The sequence below is a fragment of the Ralstonia sp. 25mfcol4.1 genome (genome assembly GCF_900104095.1).
In the GTDB taxonomy this organism is placed as follows: Bacteria; Pseudomonadota; Gammaproteobacteria; order Burkholderiales; family Burkholderiaceae; genus Cupriavidus.
The window spans coordinates 419,324-438,848 of sequence record NZ_FNJO01000003.1 but is presented as its reverse complement, the minus strand read 5'-3'; the positions used below and the strand labels follow the sequence as shown (position 1 = coordinate 438,848).

Annotated in this window: 19 protein-coding genes and 1 tRNA gene; 10 read left to right on the top strand and 10 right to left on the bottom strand. The window is 65.7% G+C overall.

The genetic code is table 11. The annotated features are described in order from the left end of the window. The first annotated feature begins 9 nt into the window (after positions 1 to 9). Entirely contained in the window at positions 10 to 549 is a 540-nt protein-coding gene (locus BLQ58_RS08110; RefSeq protein ID WP_092596218.1) for an FKBP-type peptidyl-prolyl cis-trans isomerase, read from the top strand. 148 nt (positions 550 to 697) lie between these two features. Here BLQ58_RS08110 and BLQ58_RS08105 read toward each other — a convergent pair whose 3' ends face one another. The 4 genes from BLQ58_RS08105 to BLQ58_RS08090 form a co-directional block, all read right to left on the bottom strand. Beyond that, positions 698 to 1,663 carry a hypothetical protein gene (locus BLQ58_RS08105; RefSeq protein WP_254775857.1) on the bottom strand — a complete coding sequence of 322 codons (966 nt, stop codon included), beginning with the start codon at positions 1,661 to 1,663 and terminating at the stop codon, positions 698 to 700. Between the two features lie 83 nt (positions 1,664 to 1,746). Then, positions 1,747 to 4,368: a DNA mismatch repair protein MutS gene (gene mutS / locus BLQ58_RS08100; protein WP_254775856.1), complete on the bottom strand. Its 2,622-nt coding sequence runs from the start codon at positions 4,366 to 4,368 to the stop codon at positions 1,747 to 1,749. Positions 4,369 to 4,756: 388 nt separating this feature from the next. After that, positions 4,757 to 5,161: a type II toxin-antitoxin system HicB family antitoxin gene (locus tag BLQ58_RS08095; RefSeq protein ID WP_092596497.1), complete on the bottom strand. Its 405-nt coding sequence runs from the start codon at positions 5,159 to 5,161 to the stop codon at positions 4,757 to 4,759. 29 nt (positions 5,162 to 5,190) lie between these two features. Continuing rightward, entirely contained in the window at positions 5,191 to 5,373 is a 183-nt protein-coding gene (locus BLQ58_RS08090) for a type II toxin-antitoxin system HicA family toxin (RefSeq protein ID WP_092596209.1), read from the bottom strand. Positions 5,374 to 5,747: 374 nt separating this feature from the next. On the opposite strand from BLQ58_RS08090, the gene BLQ58_RS08085 reads away from it, so the two are divergent. Beyond that, positions 5,748 to 6,206, top strand: a complete 459-nt coding sequence (locus tag BLQ58_RS08085; RefSeq protein ID WP_175459861.1) for a pilin — start codon at positions 5,748 to 5,750, stop codon at positions 6,204 to 6,206. A gap of 30 nt (positions 6,207 to 6,236) precedes the next feature. Here BLQ58_RS08085 and BLQ58_RS08080 read toward each other — a convergent pair whose 3' ends face one another. Next, positions 6,237 to 7,070 (bottom strand): inositol monophosphatase family protein, encoded by an 834-nt coding sequence (locus tag BLQ58_RS08080; protein ID WP_092596201.1) that lies wholly within the window; start codon positions 7,068 to 7,070, stop codon positions 6,237 to 6,239. A 230-nt stretch (positions 7,071 to 7,300) separates the two neighbouring features. Here BLQ58_RS08080 and BLQ58_RS08075 point away from each other — a divergent pair, with 230 nt between their 5' ends. Next, entirely contained in the window at positions 7,301 to 8,194 is an 894-nt protein-coding gene (locus BLQ58_RS08075; RefSeq protein ID WP_092596200.1) for an RNA methyltransferase, read from the top strand. 301 nt (positions 8,195 to 8,495) lie between these two features. Further along, positions 8,496 to 9,239 (top strand): serine O-acetyltransferase, encoded by a 744-nt coding sequence (gene cysE / locus BLQ58_RS08070; protein ID WP_092596199.1) that lies wholly within the window; start codon positions 8,496 to 8,498, stop codon positions 9,237 to 9,239. Positions 9,240 to 9,303: 64 nt separating this feature from the next. Here cysE and BLQ58_RS08065 read toward each other — a convergent pair whose 3' ends face one another. The 4 genes from BLQ58_RS08065 to BLQ58_RS08050 all read right to left on the bottom strand — a co-directional run bounded on the left by BLQ58_RS08065 (position 9,304) and on the right by BLQ58_RS08050 (position 12,110). Then, complete coding sequence (locus BLQ58_RS08065; protein WP_092596198.1) at positions 9,304 to 10,095, bottom strand: UDP-2,3-diacylglucosamine diphosphatase; 792 nt, start codon at positions 10,093 to 10,095, stop codon at positions 9,304 to 9,306. 65 nt (positions 10,096 to 10,160) lie between these two features. Then, positions 10,161 to 10,661: a peptidylprolyl isomerase gene (locus BLQ58_RS08060; protein ID WP_092596197.1), complete on the bottom strand. Its 501-nt coding sequence runs from the start codon at positions 10,659 to 10,661 to the stop codon at positions 10,161 to 10,163. Positions 10,662 to 10,714: 53 nt separating this feature from the next. Further along, positions 10,715 to 11,320, bottom strand: coding sequence for a peptidylprolyl isomerase (locus tag BLQ58_RS08055; protein WP_092596195.1), 606 nt, complete (start codon positions 11,318 to 11,320; stop codon positions 10,715 to 10,717). Between the two features lie 79 nt (positions 11,321 to 11,399). Then, a complete protein-coding gene (locus tag BLQ58_RS08050; RefSeq protein ID WP_092596188.1) occupies positions 11,400 to 12,110 on the bottom strand; it encodes a tetratricopeptide repeat protein in 711 nt (236 codons plus the stop codon). 166 nt (positions 12,111 to 12,276) lie between these two features. On the opposite strand from BLQ58_RS08050, the gene cysS reads away from it, so the two are divergent. The 6 genes from cysS to BLQ58_RS08020 all read left to right on the top strand — a co-directional run bounded on the left by cysS (position 12,277) and on the right by BLQ58_RS08020 (position 18,677). Further along, a complete protein-coding gene (gene cysS / locus BLQ58_RS08045) occupies positions 12,277 to 13,665 on the top strand; it encodes a cysteine--tRNA ligase (protein ID WP_092596166.1) in 1,389 nt (462 codons plus the stop codon). Between the two features lie 32 nt (positions 13,666 to 13,697). Continuing rightward, positions 13,698 to 14,471 (top strand): DNA-3-methyladenine glycosylase family protein, encoded by a 774-nt coding sequence (locus BLQ58_RS08040; RefSeq protein ID WP_254775854.1) that lies wholly within the window; start codon positions 13,698 to 13,700, stop codon positions 14,469 to 14,471. Between the two features lie 135 nt (positions 14,472 to 14,606). Then, positions 14,607 to 15,578: an acetyl-CoA carboxylase carboxyltransferase subunit alpha gene (locus tag BLQ58_RS08035; RefSeq protein ID WP_092596150.1), complete on the top strand. Its 972-nt coding sequence runs from the start codon at positions 14,607 to 14,609 to the stop codon at positions 15,576 to 15,578. 1 nt (position 15,579) lies between these two features. Next, the gene (tilS, locus tag BLQ58_RS08030; protein ID WP_254775840.1) at positions 15,580 to 17,019 is read left to right on the top strand and encodes a tRNA lysidine(34) synthetase TilS; all 1,440 of its coding nucleotides are present in this window, start codon (positions 15,580 to 15,582) and stop codon (positions 17,017 to 17,019) included. A gap of 176 nt (positions 17,020 to 17,195) precedes the next feature. Continuing rightward, a complete protein-coding gene (locus tag BLQ58_RS08025) occupies positions 17,196 to 18,446 on the top strand; it encodes an aspartate kinase (RefSeq protein ID WP_092596136.1) in 1,251 nt (416 codons plus the stop codon). A gap of 137 nt (positions 18,447 to 18,583) precedes the next feature. After that, positions 18,584 to 18,677 (top strand) — tRNA-Ser (locus tag BLQ58_RS08020). A 147-nt stretch (positions 18,678 to 18,824) separates the two neighbouring features. On the opposite strand, the gene BLQ58_RS08015 is transcribed toward BLQ58_RS08020, so the two are convergent. Beyond that, a complete protein-coding gene (locus BLQ58_RS08015) occupies positions 18,825 to 19,328 on the bottom strand; it encodes a hypothetical protein (protein ID WP_092596133.1) in 504 nt (167 codons plus the stop codon). Positions 19,329 to 19,525: the final 197 nt, after the last annotated feature.

Here is a 19,525-nt window from a genome sequence, read left to right as displayed (position 1 = left end):
AGTCAAGAATTGAAAATCGCTAAGAACACGGTGGTGTCCGTTGTGTACAAGCTGTCGGACGCGCAGGGCAATCTCATCGAGGAATCCGATGAGCCGATGGTCTACTTGCACGGCGGGTATGATGGCACGTTCCCCAAGATCGAGGAAGCTCTGGACGGCCACGATGCCGGTTTCGAGACCCAACTGCAGCTGGAACCCGAAGACGCGTTCGGCGACTACGATGCCGAACTGGTGAAGGTTGAGCCGCGCGACCGCTTTCCCGAGCCGCTGGAAGTCGGCATGCAGTTCGAGGGCGTGCCCGAGGACGGTGACGACGAGGATTCGATCATCTACACGGTGACCGACGTGGCCGAAGAGAAGGTCGTGCTGGACGGCAACCACCCGCTGGCGGGCATGGCGCTGCGCTTCTGGCTGAAAGTGTCCGAGGTGCGTGAAGCCACCGCCGAGGAAGTGGGACACGGCCATGCGCATGGCGCATCGGGCATCGAAGTCGTCGACGAAGACGAGGACGATGGCGGCGAGGCAGACAGCCCGCGCACGCTGCACTGATTCGATAACGGATCCCTGCCAGTCGAGCGATACGCGACAGGTCATCGCGAATATGAAAAAAGCCGGCATCTGCCGGCTTTTTTCATTTGGACTCAGCAGGCTGGCCGAGGCATGATGCAGGTCAATTCCGCCGGCCCTCTGGCTGGCGCTAGTTGGGCTTCGGCCCGTCCCGCAGTTCCACCTGGAACACCGATCGCGTGCCGGGTGTGACGGTCAATTCGACCCAGCGCGACGGATTGCCGATCGGCAACGCCACGCGCGTAAAGTTACCGACTAGCTTGCCCGCCGTGTCGCGCAGCGGCTTGTCGACGCTGAAGCCACTGTCGCTGGCATGAACGAGCAGGACCTGGCCCGGGAACTTCGTGGTCAGGTCACGTAGTTGTTTCTTGAATTCAAGGTAGCCATCGCGCGTGCCACGTCGCAGGAATCCATCGAGCAGCGATGGCTTGCCGCGCTTCTCCCAGCCGTTGCCGAACATCGGGTCGGCGTGGACCACCACAAGAACGCCTGGCAGATCGCGCTGGGTGGCCACCGAAAATGCCCGGTGCAGCCATTGCCGGTTGGCCTCGCGACGGTCTTCGAACTCGCCGTTGCGGCCACCTTCGCTGCGATAGTGATTGTTGTCCCCAGGCAGGTTCAGTCCGACCACCATCACGTTGCCTTCCACCAGCCGCACGTTCTCGCGAAAGCTGCGGAACATGGCCTGATCCGACTGCCGCACCACGGGGATCGTGCGTCGGCCGAGCGTGGCATCCACCGGAAAGAACAGTTCGCGTAGCCGGTTCAGGCGCTCGACTGCATCGAATCTGCCGTTGACCGGCTTCTGGCATTCTGCCCAGTCGGTTTCCCCCGGGACATAGAGCAATGGCGCGGGAGCGTCGTCGAGCGCGCGCAGTCGCGCGCCCAGCACAGCGTCTCCGCAGGATTCCGTGTCCCCCTTGATGCCGCCGGCATGCACGATCAGCGCGACCTGTCGCGCGTTCATCTGGTCGAACAGTGCCGCCATATCGGCTTCCGCCGCTGGCCATTGCGGCACGTCAGCGATCAGGGCCATGCGCGTGAGCTGCACGGCAGGTGCGGGTGGCGGCGAGACCTTGCTAGTGCGTGCCGCCATGGCAGCGCCCGGTGTCGTCAGGCAGACGCAGCCAGCCAGGACGGCCGCTGCCAGGGCCAGGCGTCCGGAGCCGTGCATGGCTCTCATGCCTGGGCGGCAGATTCCGCAATGGCCTTGAGCCGGTACAGCGCCTCCAGCGCGTCGCGCGGCGACAGGCTGTCCGGGTCGATGGCGGTCAGCGCTTCCAGGGCTTCCCGTGCGGCAGCCTGTTCCATTGCCTGCCCGACCGATGCGGAAGCCGTAACCGATACAGTGTCGTCGTCATCCGGCGGCGTGGCCGGTGCCGCGAACAGGTCCATCTGCGGCGTCGGCGTGGCATCGGCCGATTGCTGCTCCAGCCATGCCAGATGCTTGCGCGCGGCGCGAATCACGGGTTGCGGCACGCCCGCCAGTTGCGCAACCTGCAGGCCGTAGCTCTGACTGGCCGGCCCGTCCTGCACGGCATGCAGGAAGACGATGCCATCGCCGTGCTCCACGGCGGACAGATGGACATTGGCCGCCTGCGGAAACTCCTGCGGCAGTTGCGTCAACTCGAAATAGTGCGTGGCGAACAGCGTGTGGCTGCGGTTGTGCGACAGCAGGTGGCGCGCAATCGCCCAGGCCAGCGCCAGGCCGTCGAATGTCGACGTGCCCCGGCCGATTTCGTCCATCAGCACCAGGCTCGACGGGGTGGCGTTATGAAGGATGCCCGCCGCCTCGGTCATTTCCACCATGAAGGTGGAGCGTCCGCCAGCGAGGTCGTCGGCCGCCCCGATCCGCGTGAAGATGCGGTCGATCGGCCCGATCCTGGCTTGCCGCGCCGGCACCCACGCGCCAACGCAGGCCAGCAGCACGATCAGGGCTGTCTGGCGCATGAAAGTCGACTTGCCGCCCATGTTCGGGCCGGTGATCAGCAGCAGCTTGCGCGCCTCGTTGAGCTGGCAGTCGTTGGCGATGAAGGCGATCGATTCCGCTGCCAGCTGCCCCTCCACCACCGGGTGCCGGCCTTGTGCGATGTCCACCACGTTTTCGCTGACCCGCTCCGGCTGGGTCCAGTCGAGCGTGCGGGCGCGTTCGGCCAGCGTGGTCAGGACGTCCAGCCGCGCCAGCGCGCCCGCCACGCGTTGCAGGCTGCCGATATGGGGCAGCAGCGCCTGCAGCAGTGCTTCGTAAAGCTGCTTCTCGCGTGCCAGGGCGCGGTCCTGCGCCGACAGCGCCTTGTCTTCGAAGGCCTTGAGTTCCGGCGTGATGTAGCGTTCGGCATTCTTCAGCGTCTGGCGGCGGCGATAGTCGTCCGGCACCTTGTCGGCCTGGCCGTTCGTCACTTCAATATAGAAGCCATGCACGCGGTTGTACTCGACACGCAGGTTCGAGATGCCGGTACGTGTGCGTTCACGCGTTTCCAGCTCGATCAGGAACTGGCCGCAGTTTTCGGAAATGTCGCGCAGTTCGTCGAGCTCGGCATCGTAGCCGCGTGCGATCACGCCGCCATCGCGGATGACCGTCGATGGTTCCTCGGCCACCGCGCGCGTCAACAGCGACAGGCAGTCAGCCGGCACTTCGAGTTCGTCGATCGTCTGCGCCAGCAACGGCGATTCGTGCGCGGCGCTGACGCTGGCCTGGACGGCGGGCAGCGCGCCCAGCGTGTCGCGCAGCGACGACAGGTCTCGCGGCCGCGCCGACAGGAGCGCCAGCCGGGCCGTGACGCGTTCGACATCGCACAGCCTGCGGAGCGTGGCGCGCACGATTTCCGGATCTTGCGCGATCAGTACGCCAATCGCCTGCTGACGCGCACGCGGCAGCGCCGGGTCGCGCAGCGGGTGATGCAGCCAGTGGCGCAGCGCGCGGCTGCCCATCGTCGTCGAGCAGGTGTCGAGCAGCGAGAACAGCGTCGGCGATTCGCCGCCACGCAGCGTTTCGGTCAGTTCGAGATTGCGCCGTGTCGCGGTATCGAGCCCGACGAACTCGGATTCCCGCTCGACGGTGACGCCCTGTACGTGGCGCAGCGATTGCCCTTGCGTGGTGGCGGCATAGTTGAGCAGCGCGCCCGCCGCGCCAAGGGCGGCGCCCAGTCCGGCGCAGCCGAAGGGCTCCAGGCTTGCCACGCCAATCTGCTCGCGCAGCCGACGCGTGCCGGCGTCCTGGTCGAAATGCCATTCGGGCAGGCGCGTGCGGGCACACTCCAGCACGGGCAGATCCATGCCGTCCGCATACAGCAGCTCGGCCGGGCGGATGCGTTCGAGCTCGCGCGACAACTGGGCGGCATCGCATTCCATCAGGCGCAGTTCCCCGCTGGCCAGGTTCAGCCACGCCAGGCCTGTCTTGCTGACGCCGCGGCGCGTGGTCTGCTGGTGTACGGCCATCAGATAGCTGTCGGTCTTGTCGGGCAGCAGCGCCGCGTCGGTCAGCGTGCCTGGCGTGACGATGCGTACGACCTTGCGTTCGACCGGCCCCTTGCTCGTAGCCGGATCGCCAATCTGCTCGCAGATCGCCACCGATTCGCCAAGTTTGACCAGGCGCGCCAGATATTGATCGACCGAGTGGAACGGGATGCCCGCCATGCGGATCGGCACGCCGCCGGACTGCCCACGCGACGTCAGCGTGATGTCGAGCAGGCGGGCAGCCTTCTCGGCGTCGTCGTGGAACAGTTCATAGAAGTCGCCCATCCGGTAGAAGAGCAACGTGTCCGGATGGTCCGCCTTGATGCGTAGATACTGCAGCATCATTGGCGTGTGCTTCTCAGCCTTGTCCGATTTGCCGGATCTGCCGCCGCGCGGCGTCGTGCCTTCGGCGGCGGCCAGTGCTTCGGCCGACAGGGCGGCGTCGCGGGCGGCGTGGATGTCGTCCTCGCGCGGCGTGTCGTCGGGAGAAGTCGTGGACAGGTTGGAAAGGGCTTCAGCGGACATGCATTCCTCTCGGGCAGCGCCACAGTGGGGCCGCCGGTATATCGGTTGCCGCGGGTCAGGCAGGCAGTCGGGCGGACGCGCGGAGCGTTCCCGGCATCACCGGCCTGTTTGGGCTCGCGGCGCAAAGCGGCATTTTACCGCCAGCCCCTGTCGGAACCTCGTCCCCGATTCTCATTTTTGCTCGGGAATTCGGAGCCGTTGCGCAGGCTCACGCGTCACTGGCCATGGCTTCCATCGCGGCGCGGGCCAGAAAGCCGCTGCGGGTCTCGTGGCGGGCACCGACGAAAGCGTCGATCTTGTGCAGCACGAAGCGGGGCAGGCTGATGTTGATGCGCTCGGGCCGGTTGTCGAGCATGGCCAGATCGACGTCAGCAAGCGCCCAGACGGCGCCGGCGAATTCGGGCCGCTCCGCCAGTTCGGCGATCGGCGTGGCCGTCAGCGTGACCGCTTCGCCCAGTGACAGCAGCACTTCGAAGTGGCTGATGATGGCCTCGCGCGCCTTGCGGATGGCGTCCTCGATGGTGTCGCCGGACGAATGGCAGCCCGGTACGTCGGGCACAGTCACCCCGTAGATGCTTTCGGGGTCCTTGTGAATGGCGATCGGAAATTCCATGTCGTTGCGCTCCATGCGTTGCGCGCCAGTCATAGCAGCCGGGCCGTGTTCATGATGCTGCGCACGGTGCCCATGGGCAGGTCTTTCTTCGGATGCGGCACGGTGACGATGTGCGCGCGCGACGGGTGCTCGTAGGTGAGATGACTGCCCTGGCAGCGCACCACGCGCCATCCCTCACGTTCCAGCAGGCGGATCAAAGCCATTGAATGCAAAAGCGCCTCCTTTCGGCGATCCGTGTGTAAAGATACACACTATATTGAAGGGGGCGCAAGCGATTTGTGTATGGAAGGAGACTCTATGTGGCGCCGGTCAAGAAGTCTCGTGCCCGATTCTCAAAATGGGCCGGCTACGACGAGATTTGTCACACGCAACGCCGGCGCGCTGCAAACTTGTCAGTCGTTGCTGTGGCTAACCGGATATTTCCGACGAAAACTGTCACTTCGAAAGCGAAATCGGCCTGGCATGGTTCGTGGATATGTCAGGCGTACCGGCACGCAGAGGCCGGCAACAAGACGGGTCGCAAATGAAAAAGGCAACGACGGGAAAATGGCCGGGGAGGGCCGCGGGAAGGGGCCCGGTGAGGTGCATGGCCTGGCGGCCAGCGCTGCAGCGTGGGTTCTCGCTGATCGAGCTGATGATCGTGGTGGCGATCGTGGGCATTCTTGCCGCGATCGCCATTCCCACCTATCAGGGCTTTGTGGTGAAGTCCGAAATCGGTCGCGCCTTCTGGGAGGCGTCGGCGTACAAGATTCCGGTGGAAGAACGCCTGCACGATGGGCAGAACACCTTTCCGGATCCGGTGGCGTCGCTTGGCTACGTTCAGTCGCAGCTGACCGCCACGCCCAACCGGTTCGTGTTCAATGCGGACGGATCGGGCGGCATTGTCGTCACGCTCGATGGTGACGTGCATCCGGCGCTCAGGGGTACGCGCCTGACGGTGGGCCGTCTGGCTGACGGCACGTGGAACTGCGCGGTGCGGGTCGGCAGCGACGCCGTGACGGCGCAGCAGCTGCCAACCGCGTGTTCCCTCGATTCCGCCGGTTAGAAACCGGCTTCCTCGTGCTGCTCTCGCTTTTTATTCGCCGATCGGCTTCAGCGACGGCTTGACGTTATCCAGCGAGAACGGCGACAGCAGGCGCACCATCTGTGCAAAGGCCTTCGGGTTGCCGGCCAGCACCTCGCCTTGTTCCATCTGGCGCGATTCGCCGTTGTAGTTGCCCACCAGGCCACCGGCCTCGGTGATCAGCAGCATGCCTGCGGCCATGTCCCACGGCTTCAGGCCGCGCTCGAAGAAACCGTCCAGGCGGCCGCATGCCACATAGGCCAGGTCCAGCGCGGCGGCGCCCGGACGCCGCAGGCCGGCGCAGCTGCGCGTCATCAGCGCGAAGATTTCCAGGTATTCGTCCATGCCTTCGAGGTCACGGAACGGGAAGCCCGTGCCGATCAGGCAATCGGCCAGTTTGTCGCGGCGCGTGACGCGGATGCGGCGGTTGTTCAGGAATGCGCCGGCGCCCTTGCTGGCCGTGAACAGTTCGTCGCGCGTGGGATCGTAGACCACCGCCTGCGACGGCACGCCCTTGTGCAGCAGGCCGATGGACACTGCGTATTGCGGAAAGCCGTGGATGAAGTTGGTGGTGCCGTCCAGCGGATCGATCACCCAGGTGAATTCGTGCTGGTCGTCGCCCTCGGCCCAGGATTGGCCGGACTCTTCCGCTAGAATGGCGTGCTCGGGGTAGGCGGTGCGGATGACCTCGATGATGGCGGCTTCGGCCGCGCGATCGACTTCGGTCACGAAATCGTTGTGCTGTTTGCGCGAAACGCGGACCAGATCGACGTCGATCGACGCGCGGTTGATGATGGATCCCGCCTTGCGGGCCGCCTTGACGGCGATATTGAGCATCGGATGCATGAATCTCTCCAGGGGCCGCGCGGGACGTGATTCGCAGCAGCGGCATCCGCCGGCAATGGGCGGTTGGCGCGCGAACCGCCCGGCATTGGCCGAACAGCACAACGGATTGTAGAAGAACAAGGGGCGTCGCCTGGTTGGGCGCCGCACCGCAATTGGAAGGCGCCATTGTATAGGAACCCGGCCCGCTGTACGAGCCGACGGCGGCAAACGCCGCGGCAGGGGCATCCCAGATGACTGAAGCATTGAATTCCCAGGCTGAACCCATTCCCGTCGAGGCTGCTGCCAGTGGCGCATCAGGCATTTTCTCGCGCGTGCGCGTGGTGCTGGTGGAAACCAGCCACCCCGGCAACGTAGGCTCGGTAGCGCGGGCGATGAAGACCATGGGCTTTGGCGGGCAGCTTGGCAGCCTGGTACTGGTGTCGCCGCGCGAGGCTGGTGTGCTGACGCACCCGGACGCCGTGGCGATGGCCAGCGGTGCCGACGACGTGCTCGCCGGCGCCCGTATCGTCGACGATGTGGAAAGCGCGCTGGCTGGCACGGCGTTCACGGTGGCGATGACCGCGCGACAGCGCGAATTCGGCCCGCCGCGCCTGTTGCCGCGCGCCGCCGCAGCACGGTGCCAGGCGATGCTGGCGGCCGATGGCCGGGGTGTCATTGCCTTCGTATTCGGGAACGAGCGTTACGGATTGCCTAACGAGGCGGTACTGCGCTGTTCGGCCGTGACCCATATCCCCGCCAACCCCGCGTACGCGTCGCTGAACCTGGCGCAGGCGGTGCAGCTGATCGCCTACGAAATGCGGCTGGCACTGCTGGAAGCGGAGCCGGCGCAGGCGGAGGCGCCGGACGGCACTCGGAATATCGGCTATGCTGGTGAGCCTGCCACGGCGGAACAGGTCGAATCGATGTTCGGTCATCTGCAGGCGGGGCTGGTCGCCATCGGATTCCTCGATCCGGACAACCCGCGCAAGCTGATGCCGCGTCTGCGGCGGATGTTTGCCCGCGCCGGGCTGGAGCGCGAAGAGGTCAACATCCTGCGTGGCATCGCGAAGCGCATGCTGCTGGCGCGCGACGGCGACGGCGCCGGGCCGCAGGCCAGGCAGACAGAAGGCAACAAGGAAGGCTGAACCGTGATTTCCATCCCGGCATACGACATGCGCAGCGACTCCAGCGGCCCCGCCCCCGGCCCGAGCGGCGTTCGCGCGTGCGGTGGTCAGCCGGCGCGATGTTGAAGCCGTCGCGACCCGAAAAGCCCTGATGGCCTCAGGGCCCGGCGGCAGGCGCACAAATCTCTTACACTCCCTGCTCGCACGCGCCCAGGCCGTCCCCCACGCAATCAAGAAGCACAAGACCGGCTCCTGACCGCGCCGGCGACCGTTCGCACGTTGTGCGGACGGCGCATCGGCGCGGCAACACGACACGACGAAGATGTTCACTCGCCTGAAGGAAGATATCGATGCCATCATGCGGCGCGACCCCGCCGCACGCAGCCGCCTGGAGGTGCTGACCTGCTATCCGGGGCTGCACGCCGTGATATTCCACCGCGTGGCGCACGCGTGCTGGGGCGGCGGATTCCACTGGCTCGGCCGCTGGATCTCGCACTGGTCGCGCTGGCTGACCGGGATCGAGATCCATCCGGCGGTCAGGCTTGGCCGCCGCGTATTCATCGATCACGGGATGGGCGTGGTGATCGGGGAAACCGCCGAAATCGGTGACGACTGCACGATCTACCAGGGCGTGACGCTGGGCGGCACGTCGCTTTACAAGGGGCAGAAGCGCCATCCGACGCTGGGCGCCGGCGTGGTGGTCAGTGCCGGGGCCAAGGTGCTGGGCGGGTTCGTGGTAGGCGATGGCGCCCGCGTGGGCTCCAATGCCGTGGTGCTCAAGCCCGTGCCGCCGGGCGCCACCGCAGTGGGCATTCCGGCCCGCATCATCATGCCGGACGCGCCACCGCAGCAGCAGGGCGCAAAGCAGGAATTCTCGGCCTACGGCATCACGCCGAACGCCGACGATCCGGTATCGCTGGCGCTCAAGAGCCTGATCGACAACGCGGCCAAGCAACATGACCGCATCGAGGCCGTGCTGGCCGCGCTCGACCGGCTCGGCGAGCATCTCGAGAACACCCCGAACGACCGCTTCGACGCGAGCGAACTGCGCAAGCTGATGAAATAGGGGTCTGGGCGGTGGACTGGCACGCCGTGCGGCGCGGCACCGATCGCGAGGGGAACGGCATGGGTCAATCCACCTGCGGCAGCAAGGTAAAGCCGCCCGTATCCAGCTGCAGCACGGCCGCGCGCGGATGGCGGCCATCCAGGTCCCAGTCGGTCAGCACCCAGCGGTCGCCGCGTGCGTGCGCATGGCGGGCCGGCCGATGGGTGTGGCCGTGGATCAGGGTAGGGGCGCCGCTGGAAGCCAGCAGCGCATCGACGGCGGCGGGTGCGGCATCGCCATAGTCGGGCGGCGCGGCGCCTTCCGCCTGGCGCGCCCGGCCCGCCTCGCTGTCGGCCCGCAGCCGGCGCGCGATCTTCAGCCGCGTGGACATCGGCAGGGCCAGAAACAGCCGCTGCACCCAGCCCTTGCGGGTCCAGTTGCGGAAGCGGATGTAGCGCGGATCATCAGTGCAGAGCATGTCGCCGTGGCTCAGCACCACGCGTTGGCCGGCGCAATGGATGACCGAAGGGTCTGGCAGCAGCGTGGCGCCCGCCGCGTCGGCAAAGCGTCGGCCAATCAGGAAATCGCGATTGCCGTGCATCAGGTAGACCGGCACCCCGGCGTGGGCCAGCCGGCGCAGGGCGGCGGCCACCTCGGCCGCGAATGGCGTCTCGGTTTCCTCGTCGCCCACCCAGAACTCGAAGAAATCGCCCAGGATGAACAGCGTGCCCGCGTGACTGGCGGCCTGGTCCAGCACGCGCTGGAAGGCGGCCAGCGTGCGCGGCATGCCGGGTGTCAGGTGCAGGTCGGAAATGAACCACGCCGGCGCCTGCACCTCGATCGGTGCGGCCGCCGGCGTGCGGGCGGATGCGGTCATGCGTTTCGGAAGGGTGTGTTCACCGCGAGCGGCATGCCGCCATCGAAAGGAACGTTGCCGTCGGATTATTCGACGATGGTGGCCTTCTGGATCACCACGTCTTCCATCGGCACGTCCTGGTGGAAGCCCGAGCTGCCCGTGCGCACGCCCTTGATGGCGTCCACGACGTCGGTGCCTTCCACGACCTTGCCGAACACGGCGTAGCCGAAGCCTTGCGGCGTGGGCGAGCTGAAGTTCAGGAAGTCGTTGTCCACCACGTTGATGAAGAACTGGGCCGTGGCCGAATGCGGCGCGTTGGTGCGCGCCATGGCAACCGTGTAGCGGTCGTTCTTCAGGCCGTTGCCGGCCTCGTTCTCGATGGGGGCATCGGTGTCCTTCTGCTTCATGCCCGGCTCGAAGCCGCCGCCCTGGATCATGAAATTCTTGATCACGCGGTGGAAGACCGTGTTGTCATAGTGGCCCTTGCGCACGTACGACAGGAAGTTCTCCACCGTCTTGGGGGCCTTTTCGGCGTCCAGTTCGATCGTGATGACGCCTTGCGTCGTTTGGAGTTGTACCTTGCTCATGGGTTACCTCTGTTCGGTGACGGTTATGGCCACGCGCGGTGCGCGCGGCGGTATTACTTGGTGACGACGGTGGCAGACTCGATCACGATCGGCGCGGCGGGCACGTTGCGCATGGCGCCGTAAGCCGTGGTCGGGGTGGTCTTGATCTTGTCGATCGTGTCCATGCCTTCCACCACCTTGCCGAATACGGCATATCCGTTGCCATCGGGCTGCGGGTAGTCGAGGTTCGGATTATCCACCACATTGACGAAGAACTGCGCGGTGGCGGAATTCGGATTCGACGTGCGTGCCATGGCCACCGTCCCGGCCTTGTTCTTCAGGCCATTCTGCGCTTCCAGCGGAATTGGCGCGCGGGTGGGCTTTTCCTTCATGTCGCGGTCGAAGCCGCCGCCCTGCACCATGAAGCCGTTGATCACGCGGTGGAAGATCGTGCCGCTGTAGAAGCCGCTCTTCACGTACTCCATGAAGTTGGCGACGGTCTTCGGAGCGGCGTCGGGATACACCTCGACCGTGAACTTGCCGGCGCTGGTGACGAATTGCACACGCTCGGCCTTCTGGGCGGCGGCCGGGCTGGCTCCCTGGGCCATGGCGGCCAGCGGGGACAGTGCGGTGGTGGCGGCCACCAGGCCAGCCAGGACGATGCGGCGGGAAAGGGTCATCTCTGGAACTCCGTCTTGCAAAGCGGGTGAGCGGATCGGGCAGGAGCCGGCGCCGAGGACGCCGGCATTGCGTGGGTGCCTAGCGGGCCGCCGGCGCGCTGGCCGGTGCCTTGCGCGAACGTGGGGCCGCGGCCGGCGAAGAAGCCGGCGCCGGGGCTGCCGCAGGGGTGGCACCCAGCTGGCGCAGGCCCGCAGCGGCGCGCGCGTCGGCCGGGTTGCGCCGTACCGCGTCGGCATAGGCCTTTTCGGCCAGGCGGCGGTAGACATCGCCCAGATTGCTGTAGGCGATGGCGTAGTCGGGCTTGGCGTCGATGGCCAGCAGCAGTTCGGCCTCGGCACGCTTCAGGTCGCCGCGCCGGGCGTAGAGCAGGGCGAGGTTGTTGTGCGGTTCGGGCAGTTCGGGAAAGTCCTGCGCCATTTCGGCAAAGGCCTGGACGGCCTGGTCGTCATGGCCCGCCTGCGCCATGGCCCATGCGCGCTGGAAGCGGGCCTGGGCGTTGCGCGGGTTGGTGGCCAGCACCTTGTCGAAGCCCTTGATGGCGTCGTCGTAGCGTTTGTCGTTGACCGCCTTCTGCGCCGGGACCATGCCGGGGTCCGTGGACGCCACGCCACTGGTCGGCGCCGGCGGGGCTGGCATGGATACCGGCCCGTTCTGCGCCAGGGCGGGCGCGGCCGCCAGGGCCGCCGCCATCGCCAGCGCGCCGCCGGCGGCACGAAGGGCGGCGCGGCCAGACGGGCTGGCGCCGCGGCGGGCCGTTGCAAGGATGGTGGAGGGCAGAAGCAGGCTCATGTAAGGGCGGTCCGTTATACTCCGCGGCATTCTAGCAAAGCGGCACGGCGTGCAGGACAGGGCGCAATGCCGAGACCCGCCTCAGGCCGGCCCGACAACCTTCCGGTAAGATATGGGGCCCGTGCGCCATGGCGCGCACCGCATCGTCACCCAATCACATCGCTCCATGCAGCAACTGAACATCTACAACACGCTCGCGCGTGAAAAGCAGCCTTTCGTGCCTATCGAACCCGGCAAGGTCCGCATGTACGTGTGCGGCATGACCGTGTACGACTACTGCCACGTGGGCCACGCACGCGTGATGGTGGTGTTCGACATGGTGCATCGCTGGCTGCGTGCCGCCGGCTACGATGTGACGTACGTGCAGAACATCACCGATATCGATGACAAGATCATCCGTCGCGCCGCCGAAAATGGCGAGACCATCGGCCAGCTGACCACGCGCTTCATCCAGTACATGCATGAGGATGCCGCCGCGCTGGGGGTGATCCGGCCCGATTACGAGCCCCGTGCCACGGAATTCGTGCCGCAGATGCTCAATATCATCGAAAAGCTCGAAGCCAAGGGGCTGGCCTACCAGGCCGCCGACGGCGACGTGAACTATTCGGTGCGCAAGTTTCCGGGGTACGGCAAGCTGTCCGGCAAGTCGCTGGAAGACCTGCGCGCGGGCGAGCGCGTCAGCGCCAACGACGCCAAGCAGGACCCGCTGGACTTCGTGCTGTGGAAATCGGCCAAGGAAAGCGAGCCGCCCGAGAGCAGGTGGGATTCGAAATGGGGCAGCGGCCGGCCGGGCTGGCACATTGAGTGCTCCGCCATGAGCTGCACGCTGCTGGGCGAGCACTTCGACATCCATGGGGGTGGCGCCGATCTGCAGTTCCCGCACCACGAGAACGAGATCGCGCAGTCCGAAGGCGCCAGCGGCAAGCCGTTTGTGAACATGTGGATGCACAACGGCTTTGTGCGTATCAATGACGAGAAGATGTCGAAATCGCTTGGCAATTTCTTCACGATCCGCGAAGTCCTGAAGCAGTACGACCCCGAGGTCGTGCGCTTCTTCATCCTGCGCGCGCACTATCGCAGCCCGCTGAACTACAGCGACGCCCACCTGGACGACGCCCGCCATGCGCTGACGCGCCTGTACACGGCGCTCAAGGAAACGCAGCCCGGCGGTTGCGCGGTGGATTGGGCCGAGCCGCACGCGCGGCGTTTCGCCGACGCCATGCATGACGACTTCAACACGCCAATCGCCATGTCGGTACTGTTTGACCTGGCCAGCGAGGTCAATCGCACGGGCTCGATCCAGGCAGCCCACCAGCTGAAGGCGCTGGCCGGCACGCTGGGCCTGCTGGAGCGCGACCCGCATACCTTCCTGCAGGGTGGGGCGGCAGCCGATGGCCTGAGTGCCGAGCAGATCGACGCACAGATCGCCGCGCGCCGTACGGCCAAGGCCGAGCGCAATTTCGCCGAGGCGGATCGCATTCGTGCGGAACTGCTGGCTGCGGGCGTGGTGCTCGAAGACAAGCCAGGCGGCGCCACCGAGTGGAGGCGTGCTTGAACGCTGCCGCGCGCAAGCCGAAGCCTGCTGCCGTGGCGCCCAGGCCTGCCGGCAAGACTGCGGCCAGGCAGGCGCCCAAGGTACCGGCGAAGGCACTCGCCACGGGCAAGGCAGCGGGCAAGTCGCGCAAGCCTGAGCTGCCGGAGGCGCAGGCCGTTCCGCTGCCCGTGGAGACGGTGGTCGACGCCGTGCGCCCGGCCTATTGGGACGAAGCCTGCGCGGACCTGATGAAGCGCGACCGTATCCTCCGCAAGATGATTCCCACGTACGGGCCCGCGCACCTGGTGTCGCGCGACGATCCGTTCATCACCCTGGCCCGCTCGATCGTTGGCCAGCAGATTTCAGTCAAGGCCGCCCAGTCCGTATGGGAGCGCCTGGTGACGCTGTGCCCGCGCGTGACCCCGGCCCAGTTCCTGAAGGCCGGCACGGAACAACTGGCCGGCTGTGGCCTGTCGAAGCGCAAGGCGGAGTACATCACCGACCTGGCCGAACATTTCAAGGCCGGCACGGTCCACGTCAAGGATTGGGCCGGCATGGACGACGAGGCGGTGATCGCTGAACTGACCCAGATCCGCGGCATCGGCCGCTGGACGGCCGAGATGTTCCTGATGTTCAATCTGATGCGTCCGAACGTGCTGCCGCTCGATGACGTCGGGCTGATCAATGCGATTTCGACCAATTACTTCAGTGGCGAGCCCGTCACGCGAAGCGAGGCACGCGAGGTGGCGGCCAACTGGGAGCCGTGGCGCACCGTGGCCACATGGTATATGTGGCGCAGTCTGGACCCGCTGCCGGTGACGTATTAGTTACCTGATGCGGTGGATAGCAGTAATGACGGCGTTGATTCTTGCCAAAAATGCATAAGAATCAACATATTGGGCGGCGGATTTCTGGATTTTTTCCGGTAGAATGCGCCCCTTCACAGACAGGTCCGCGTTTTTATGAAAACCACCTTCCTGGATTTCGAGCAGCCGATTGCCGAGCTTGAGGCAAAGATCGAAGAACTGCGTTTTGTGCAGGACGATTCGGCGGTCGATATTTCCGAAGAGATTTCGCGGCTGGCCGGCAAGAGCCAGCAGCTGACCAAGGATATCTATGCCAACCTGACCCCCTGGCAGGTTGCGCAGATCGCGCGTCACCCCCAGCGTCCCTACACGCTGGACTACGTGCGCGAGATCTTCACCGACTTCCATGAGTTGCACGGTGACCGGTCGTTTGCCGACGATCTGTCGATCGTGGGCGGCCTGGCGCGCTTCAATGGCCAGGCCTGCATGGTCATCGGCCACCAGAAGGGCCGCGACACGAAGGAACGCGCGCTGCGCAACTTCGGCATGTCGAAGCCCGAGGGCTACCGCAAGGCCAAGCGCCTGATGGAACTGGCCGACAAGTTCGGCCTGCCGATCTTCACGTTCGTCGACACGCCGGGCGCGTTCCCGGGCATCGACGCCGAGGAGCGCGGCCAGTCGGAAGCCATCGGCCACAACCTCTATGTGATGGCTGGCCTGAAGGTGCCGCTGATCGCCACGATCATCGGCGAAGGCGGTTCGGGCGGTGCGCTGGCGATTGCCGTGGGTGACGTCGTGCAGATGCTGCAGTTCGCCACGTACGCGGTGATCTCGCCGGAAGGCTGCGCGTCGATCCTGTGGAAGACCGCCGAGAAGGCGCCGGAAGCTGCCGAGGCGCTGGGCCTGACCGCGCATCGCCTGAAGGCGCTGGGTCTCATCGACAAGATCATCAACGAGCCGCTGGGCGGCGCGCATCGCGATCCGAAGGGTATGGCGACGATGCTCAAGCGCACGCTGGCCGAATCGCTGCGTCAGTTCCAGGGCATGAGCGTCAAGGAACTGCAGGCCCGCCGCCACGAGCGCCTGATGGCCTATGGCAAATTCAAGGAAACCGGCGCCCAGGAGTGATGTGAGCGCCGAAGACGCGACGCGCCTCGCCGCGCGTCTGACCGACAAGGTCGCACAGGCTGTCCAGGCCAGTGCGGCCTTTGTTGTTTCTGAGGCCGCGCGGCCGTTCACGGTTGCCGTCGCGTTGTCCGGCGGCCGCGATTCGGTGGCGCTGCTGCACGCCGCGCGCGACGCGCTGGCCGCGGCATGTCCGCTGGCGCGCGTGGTGGCGCTGCACGTGCATCACGGCCTGCAAGCCCAGGCCGACGACTGGGACCGCTTCTGCGCCGCGCTGTGCGCCGACCTGCGGGTGACGCTGGTCAGCACGCGCGTGACCGTTCAGCCCACGGCCGGCGAGGGCATCGAGGCTGCCGCACGGCGTGCCCGGCATACGGCGCTGGGCCGGATGTGTCGCGAGCAGGGCGCCCGGCTGCTGCTGTTCGCACATCATCGCGACGACCAGGTGGAAACGGTGCTGCTGCGGCTGTTTCGGGGCGCCGGCGTCGCCGGCATGGCGGGCATGCCGGCCAGCCGGCCGCTCGACGCACTGGGTGAATCCGATGGCGAGGTCTGGCTGTTGCGGCCCTGGCTGGACGTGCCGCGCGCCGACATCGACGCCTACTGCGCGGCCCATGGCCTGCGCTGGATCGACGATCCCTCGAACTCCGACACGCGCTTTGCGCGCAATGCCCTGCGCGCCCAGTTGCCGGCGCTGCTGCAGGCGTTTCCTGGCCTGTACGACAACGTCACCCAGGCGGCCGCGCATTTTGCGCAGGCGGCCGGCATGCTCGACGCACTGGCCGCGCAGTCCCTGGCCAGGCTCGTCTGCAGCGGCCGCGACGCCGATACCCTTTCCGAACTGGACCTCGCGGGCCTGCGGGCCTTGCCGCCCGAGCATGCGGATGCGGTGCTGCGGCACTGGCTGCGCGACCTCGGCGCCCAGCCGCCATCGACCGCCCGCCTGGCCGCCATGCGCACCCAACTGATCGAACATGAAGGCGGCGAGCCGGTTATCGCGCACGATGGCCTGGTGCTGCGCCGCTTTCGAAGTCGCGTACTGGCCTGCCATGCCGTGCCGGCCGGGGTGCCGGCGCCATTTGCGTTCGAATGGCACGGGGAGGCGCGCATCGTGGTGCCCGCCTGGCGTGGCGAACTGCGCTTTGACCGGGATGACACCTTCGGCGTGCCGGAGGCCGTCCTGCGGGCGCCGCTTCGTCTGGTGGCCAGGGCAGGGGGCGAGCGCATCGTGCTGCGTCCGGGCGGGCCGGCACGGGCGCTGAAGCAGGCGTATCAGGAGGCCGGTGTCCCCGCCTGGCGGCGCGCGCACCTGCCTCTGCTCTGGAGCGATGACACGCTGGTACTGGCCGCAGGGCTGGGCATGCACCGTCGCTGGCCGGCCGATGTCCCCCATGCGCCGCGCTGGCGCGTGACGTGGATATCGCAGCCGGAATCGGGTAATTAGGCGGACAGGTCCGCGATAAGTAGGGACAGATATAATCTTCCATGTGAATTTTTTTCACATAAAAATGACGTCAAATGTGTGACGTTTTTGCGCGATTCTGGCCCTTCGGCCTTTACGGGTAGCCACTCTTGGTGTAATTTCATCGGCTTTGCACAATCGCTGGCATCGACAAGAAGATGGCTCTCATCGTTCACAAATACGGCGGCACTTCGATGGGTTCCACGGAACGCATCAAGAATGTCGCCAAGCGCGTGGCCAAATGGCACCGCGCAGGTCACCGCGTTGTCGTGGTGCCTTCGGCCATGTCGGGCGAGACCAATCGCCTGCTGGGCCTTGCCAAGGAAATTTCCGCGCAGCCGGACCCGCGTGAACTGGACATGCTGGCCTCCACGGGCGAGCAGGCCAGCGTGGCGCTGCTGGCCATCGCGCTGCACGGCGAGGGCATCGATGCGGTCAGCTATACCGGCTGGCAAGTGCCGGTGAAGACCGATTCGGCTTTCACCAAGGCCCGTATCGAGTCGATCGATGACGAGCGCATCCTCGGCGACCTGGATTCCGGCAAGGTGGTGGTGGTTACCGGCTTCCAGGGCATCGATACCGAAGGCAACATCACGACGCTGGGTCGTGGTGGCTCGGATACGTCGGCCGTGGCCATCGCCGCCGCCATCGAGGCGGACGAGTGCCTGATCTATACCGACGTGGACGGCGTGTACACGACCGATCCGCGCGTGGTCGAGGACGCCCGCCGGCTGGACCAGATCACGTTCGAGGAAATGCTGGAAATGGCCAGCCTGGGCTCGAAGGTGCTGCAGATCCGCTCGGTGGAATTCGCCGGCAAGTACCGCGTGAAGACCCGCGTGCTGTCGTCGCTGACCGACCCCCTGATGCCGCTCGAACAGGAAATGCATTCGGGCACGCTGATTACTTTTGAGGAAGAGTCTGAAATGGAAGCAGCCGTCATCTCCGGCATTGCCTTTGCCCGTGACGAGGCCAAGATCACCGTGCTGGGCGTGCCGGACAAGCCGGGCATTGCCTACCAGATCCTGGGCCCGATCGCCGACGCCAACATCGACGTCGACATGATCATCCAGAACCAGTCGGTGGACGGCAAGACCGACTTCACGTTCACCGTGCCGCGCGGCGACTACCAGCGCGCGCTGACCATCCTGAACGACAGCGTGAAGGCCCATATCGGCGCCGCCAGCGTGTCGGGCGACCCGAAGGTGTCGAAGGTGTCGGTGGTGGGCGTGGGCATGCGCTCGCACGTGGGCATCGCCAGCAAGATGTTCCGCACGCTGTCGGAAGAGGGCATCAACATCCAGATGATCTCCACCTCGGAAATCAAGATCTCGGTGCTGATCGACGAGAAGTACATGGAGCTCGCCGTGCGCGCGCTGCACAAGGTGTTCGAGCTGGATCAGGCGTGATCCGCTTCTGAAAATTCTGGCGCGGCAGGATTGCTGTGATTTTTGTCACGGGTCGCGAGAAATTCGTTGACCAGTCGAGACTGCCTCGCTAGAATACGCGCTCTGTTGTGCAGCCTCCCTTGCACAACAAAAGTTTGGGAGACGTGGCCGAGAGGTCGAAGGCACTCCCCTGCTAAGGGAGCATCCGGGCCAAAACCTGGATCGAGGGTTCGAATCCCTCCGTCTCCGCCACTACATCTGTATTGGCGGCGAACCCCGGAAGATCGCGGTCTTCCGGGGTTTTGTTTTTTGGGCGGAGTTAAGGCGTTATGCCATGCCGCGCAGGTGTTGCACCGATGCCTGTGAGAACCCTGGCACAGGCGGCACGGTCTTGCGGCGCTATTGCACTTTCTTGTCTTCGCGTTTCGCCTCTTCCATGGCCTCTGGCTCCAACTCTTCCGCAGAGCGATTCAGGTGGACGAACAGGCCCCAGGCGGCAAGGAGCAAGGCTGTCGATGCGATCAGTCCGGCCGCATAGCCGAGTTGCGTCGGATCCTGGTGCAGCGCCTTGAAGGTTGCCACGAGGCCTTCGATGGCCAGCGCGACCACCACGACCACCAGGAATCGCGACAGGAAACGTCGTACCCGTGTTGGCGCGCTCACGTCGGCTTCCCGGATGACCTCTTCTTCGACGATGGTCTCCGCGATCTGCAGCGCGACAACGGCTCCTGCCAGCAATCCAATCGCTTCAATGACGGCTTGTGCGCTGGCCTGGTCCCACTGACTCACAAATACGGTCGATCCGATGCGCGCCGCAATCGCAATCAACATCAGCGTTGCGCAGGTGAAGAGGAGTGCCATCAGACCATGGATGACCGTGAAGACGCGCACCGGAATCTTCATGTGTTTGGCTCCGATGCGCGAATCGGCGGCTGCGCACTGCCGGCGAGACGGCCTCGCTTCGATGAAACGATGTCCCAACCCATGAGATGGCCTCCGTCGATGCGTGGATCCGAAGCCCGATGCAACAAGCACGCCCGAGGGCTCGGTAGGCAGGGGAGTGCTCGATGGGTTCGCGGTGGCAAGGTCAGCGTGCGGCG

Excerpts from the sequence above, each read along its gene's own strand:
- BLQ58_RS08105 (WP_254775857.1), bottom strand. The coding sequence starts at position 1,663 with ATGGCGGCACGCACTAGCAAGGTCTCGCCGCCACCCGCACCTGCCGTG.
- mutS (WP_254775856.1), bottom strand. The coding sequence starts at position 4,368 with ATGATGCTGCAGTATCTACGCATCAAGGCGGACCATCCGGACACGTTG.
- BLQ58_RS08095 (WP_092596497.1), bottom strand. The coding sequence starts at position 5,161 with ATGGAATTTCCGATCGCCATTCACAAGGACCCCGAAAGCATCTACGGG.
- BLQ58_RS08085 (WP_175459861.1), top strand. The coding sequence starts at position 5,748 with ATGGCCTGGCGGCCAGCGCTGCAGCGTGGGTTCTCGCTGATCGAGCTG.
- BLQ58_RS08080 (WP_092596201.1), bottom strand. The coding sequence starts at position 7,070 with ATGCATCCGATGCTCAATATCGCCGTCAAGGCGGCCCGCAAGGCGGGA.
- BLQ58_RS08075 (WP_092596200.1), top strand. The coding sequence starts at position 7,301 with ATGACTGAAGCATTGAATTCCCAGGCTGAACCCATTCCCGTCGAGGCT.
- cysE (WP_092596199.1), top strand. The coding sequence starts at position 8,496 with ATGTTCACTCGCCTGAAGGAAGATATCGATGCCATCATGCGGCGCGAC.
- BLQ58_RS08065 (WP_092596198.1), bottom strand. The coding sequence starts at position 10,095 with ATGACCGCATCCGCCCGCACGCCGGCGGCCGCACCGATCGAGGTGCAG.
- BLQ58_RS08060 (WP_092596197.1), bottom strand. The coding sequence starts at position 10,661 with ATGAGCAAGGTACAACTCCAAACGACGCAAGGCGTCATCACGATCGAA.
- BLQ58_RS08055 (WP_092596195.1), bottom strand. The coding sequence starts at position 11,320 with ATGACCCTTTCCCGCCGCATCGTCCTGGCTGGCCTGGTGGCCGCCACC.
- BLQ58_RS08050 (WP_092596188.1), bottom strand. The coding sequence starts at position 12,110 with ATGAGCCTGCTTCTGCCCTCCACCATCCTTGCAACGGCCCGCCGCGGC.
- cysS (WP_092596166.1), top strand. The coding sequence starts at position 12,277 with ATGCAGCAACTGAACATCTACAACACGCTCGCGCGTGAAAAGCAGCCT.
- BLQ58_RS08035 (WP_092596150.1), top strand. The coding sequence starts at position 14,607 with ATGAAAACCACCTTCCTGGATTTCGAGCAGCCGATTGCCGAGCTTGAG.
- BLQ58_RS08025 (WP_092596136.1), top strand. The coding sequence starts at position 17,196 with ATGGCTCTCATCGTTCACAAATACGGCGGCACTTCGATGGGTTCCACG.
- BLQ58_RS08015 (WP_092596133.1), bottom strand. The coding sequence starts at position 19,328 with ATGAAGATTCCGGTGCGCGTCTTCACGGTCATCCATGGTCTGATGGCA.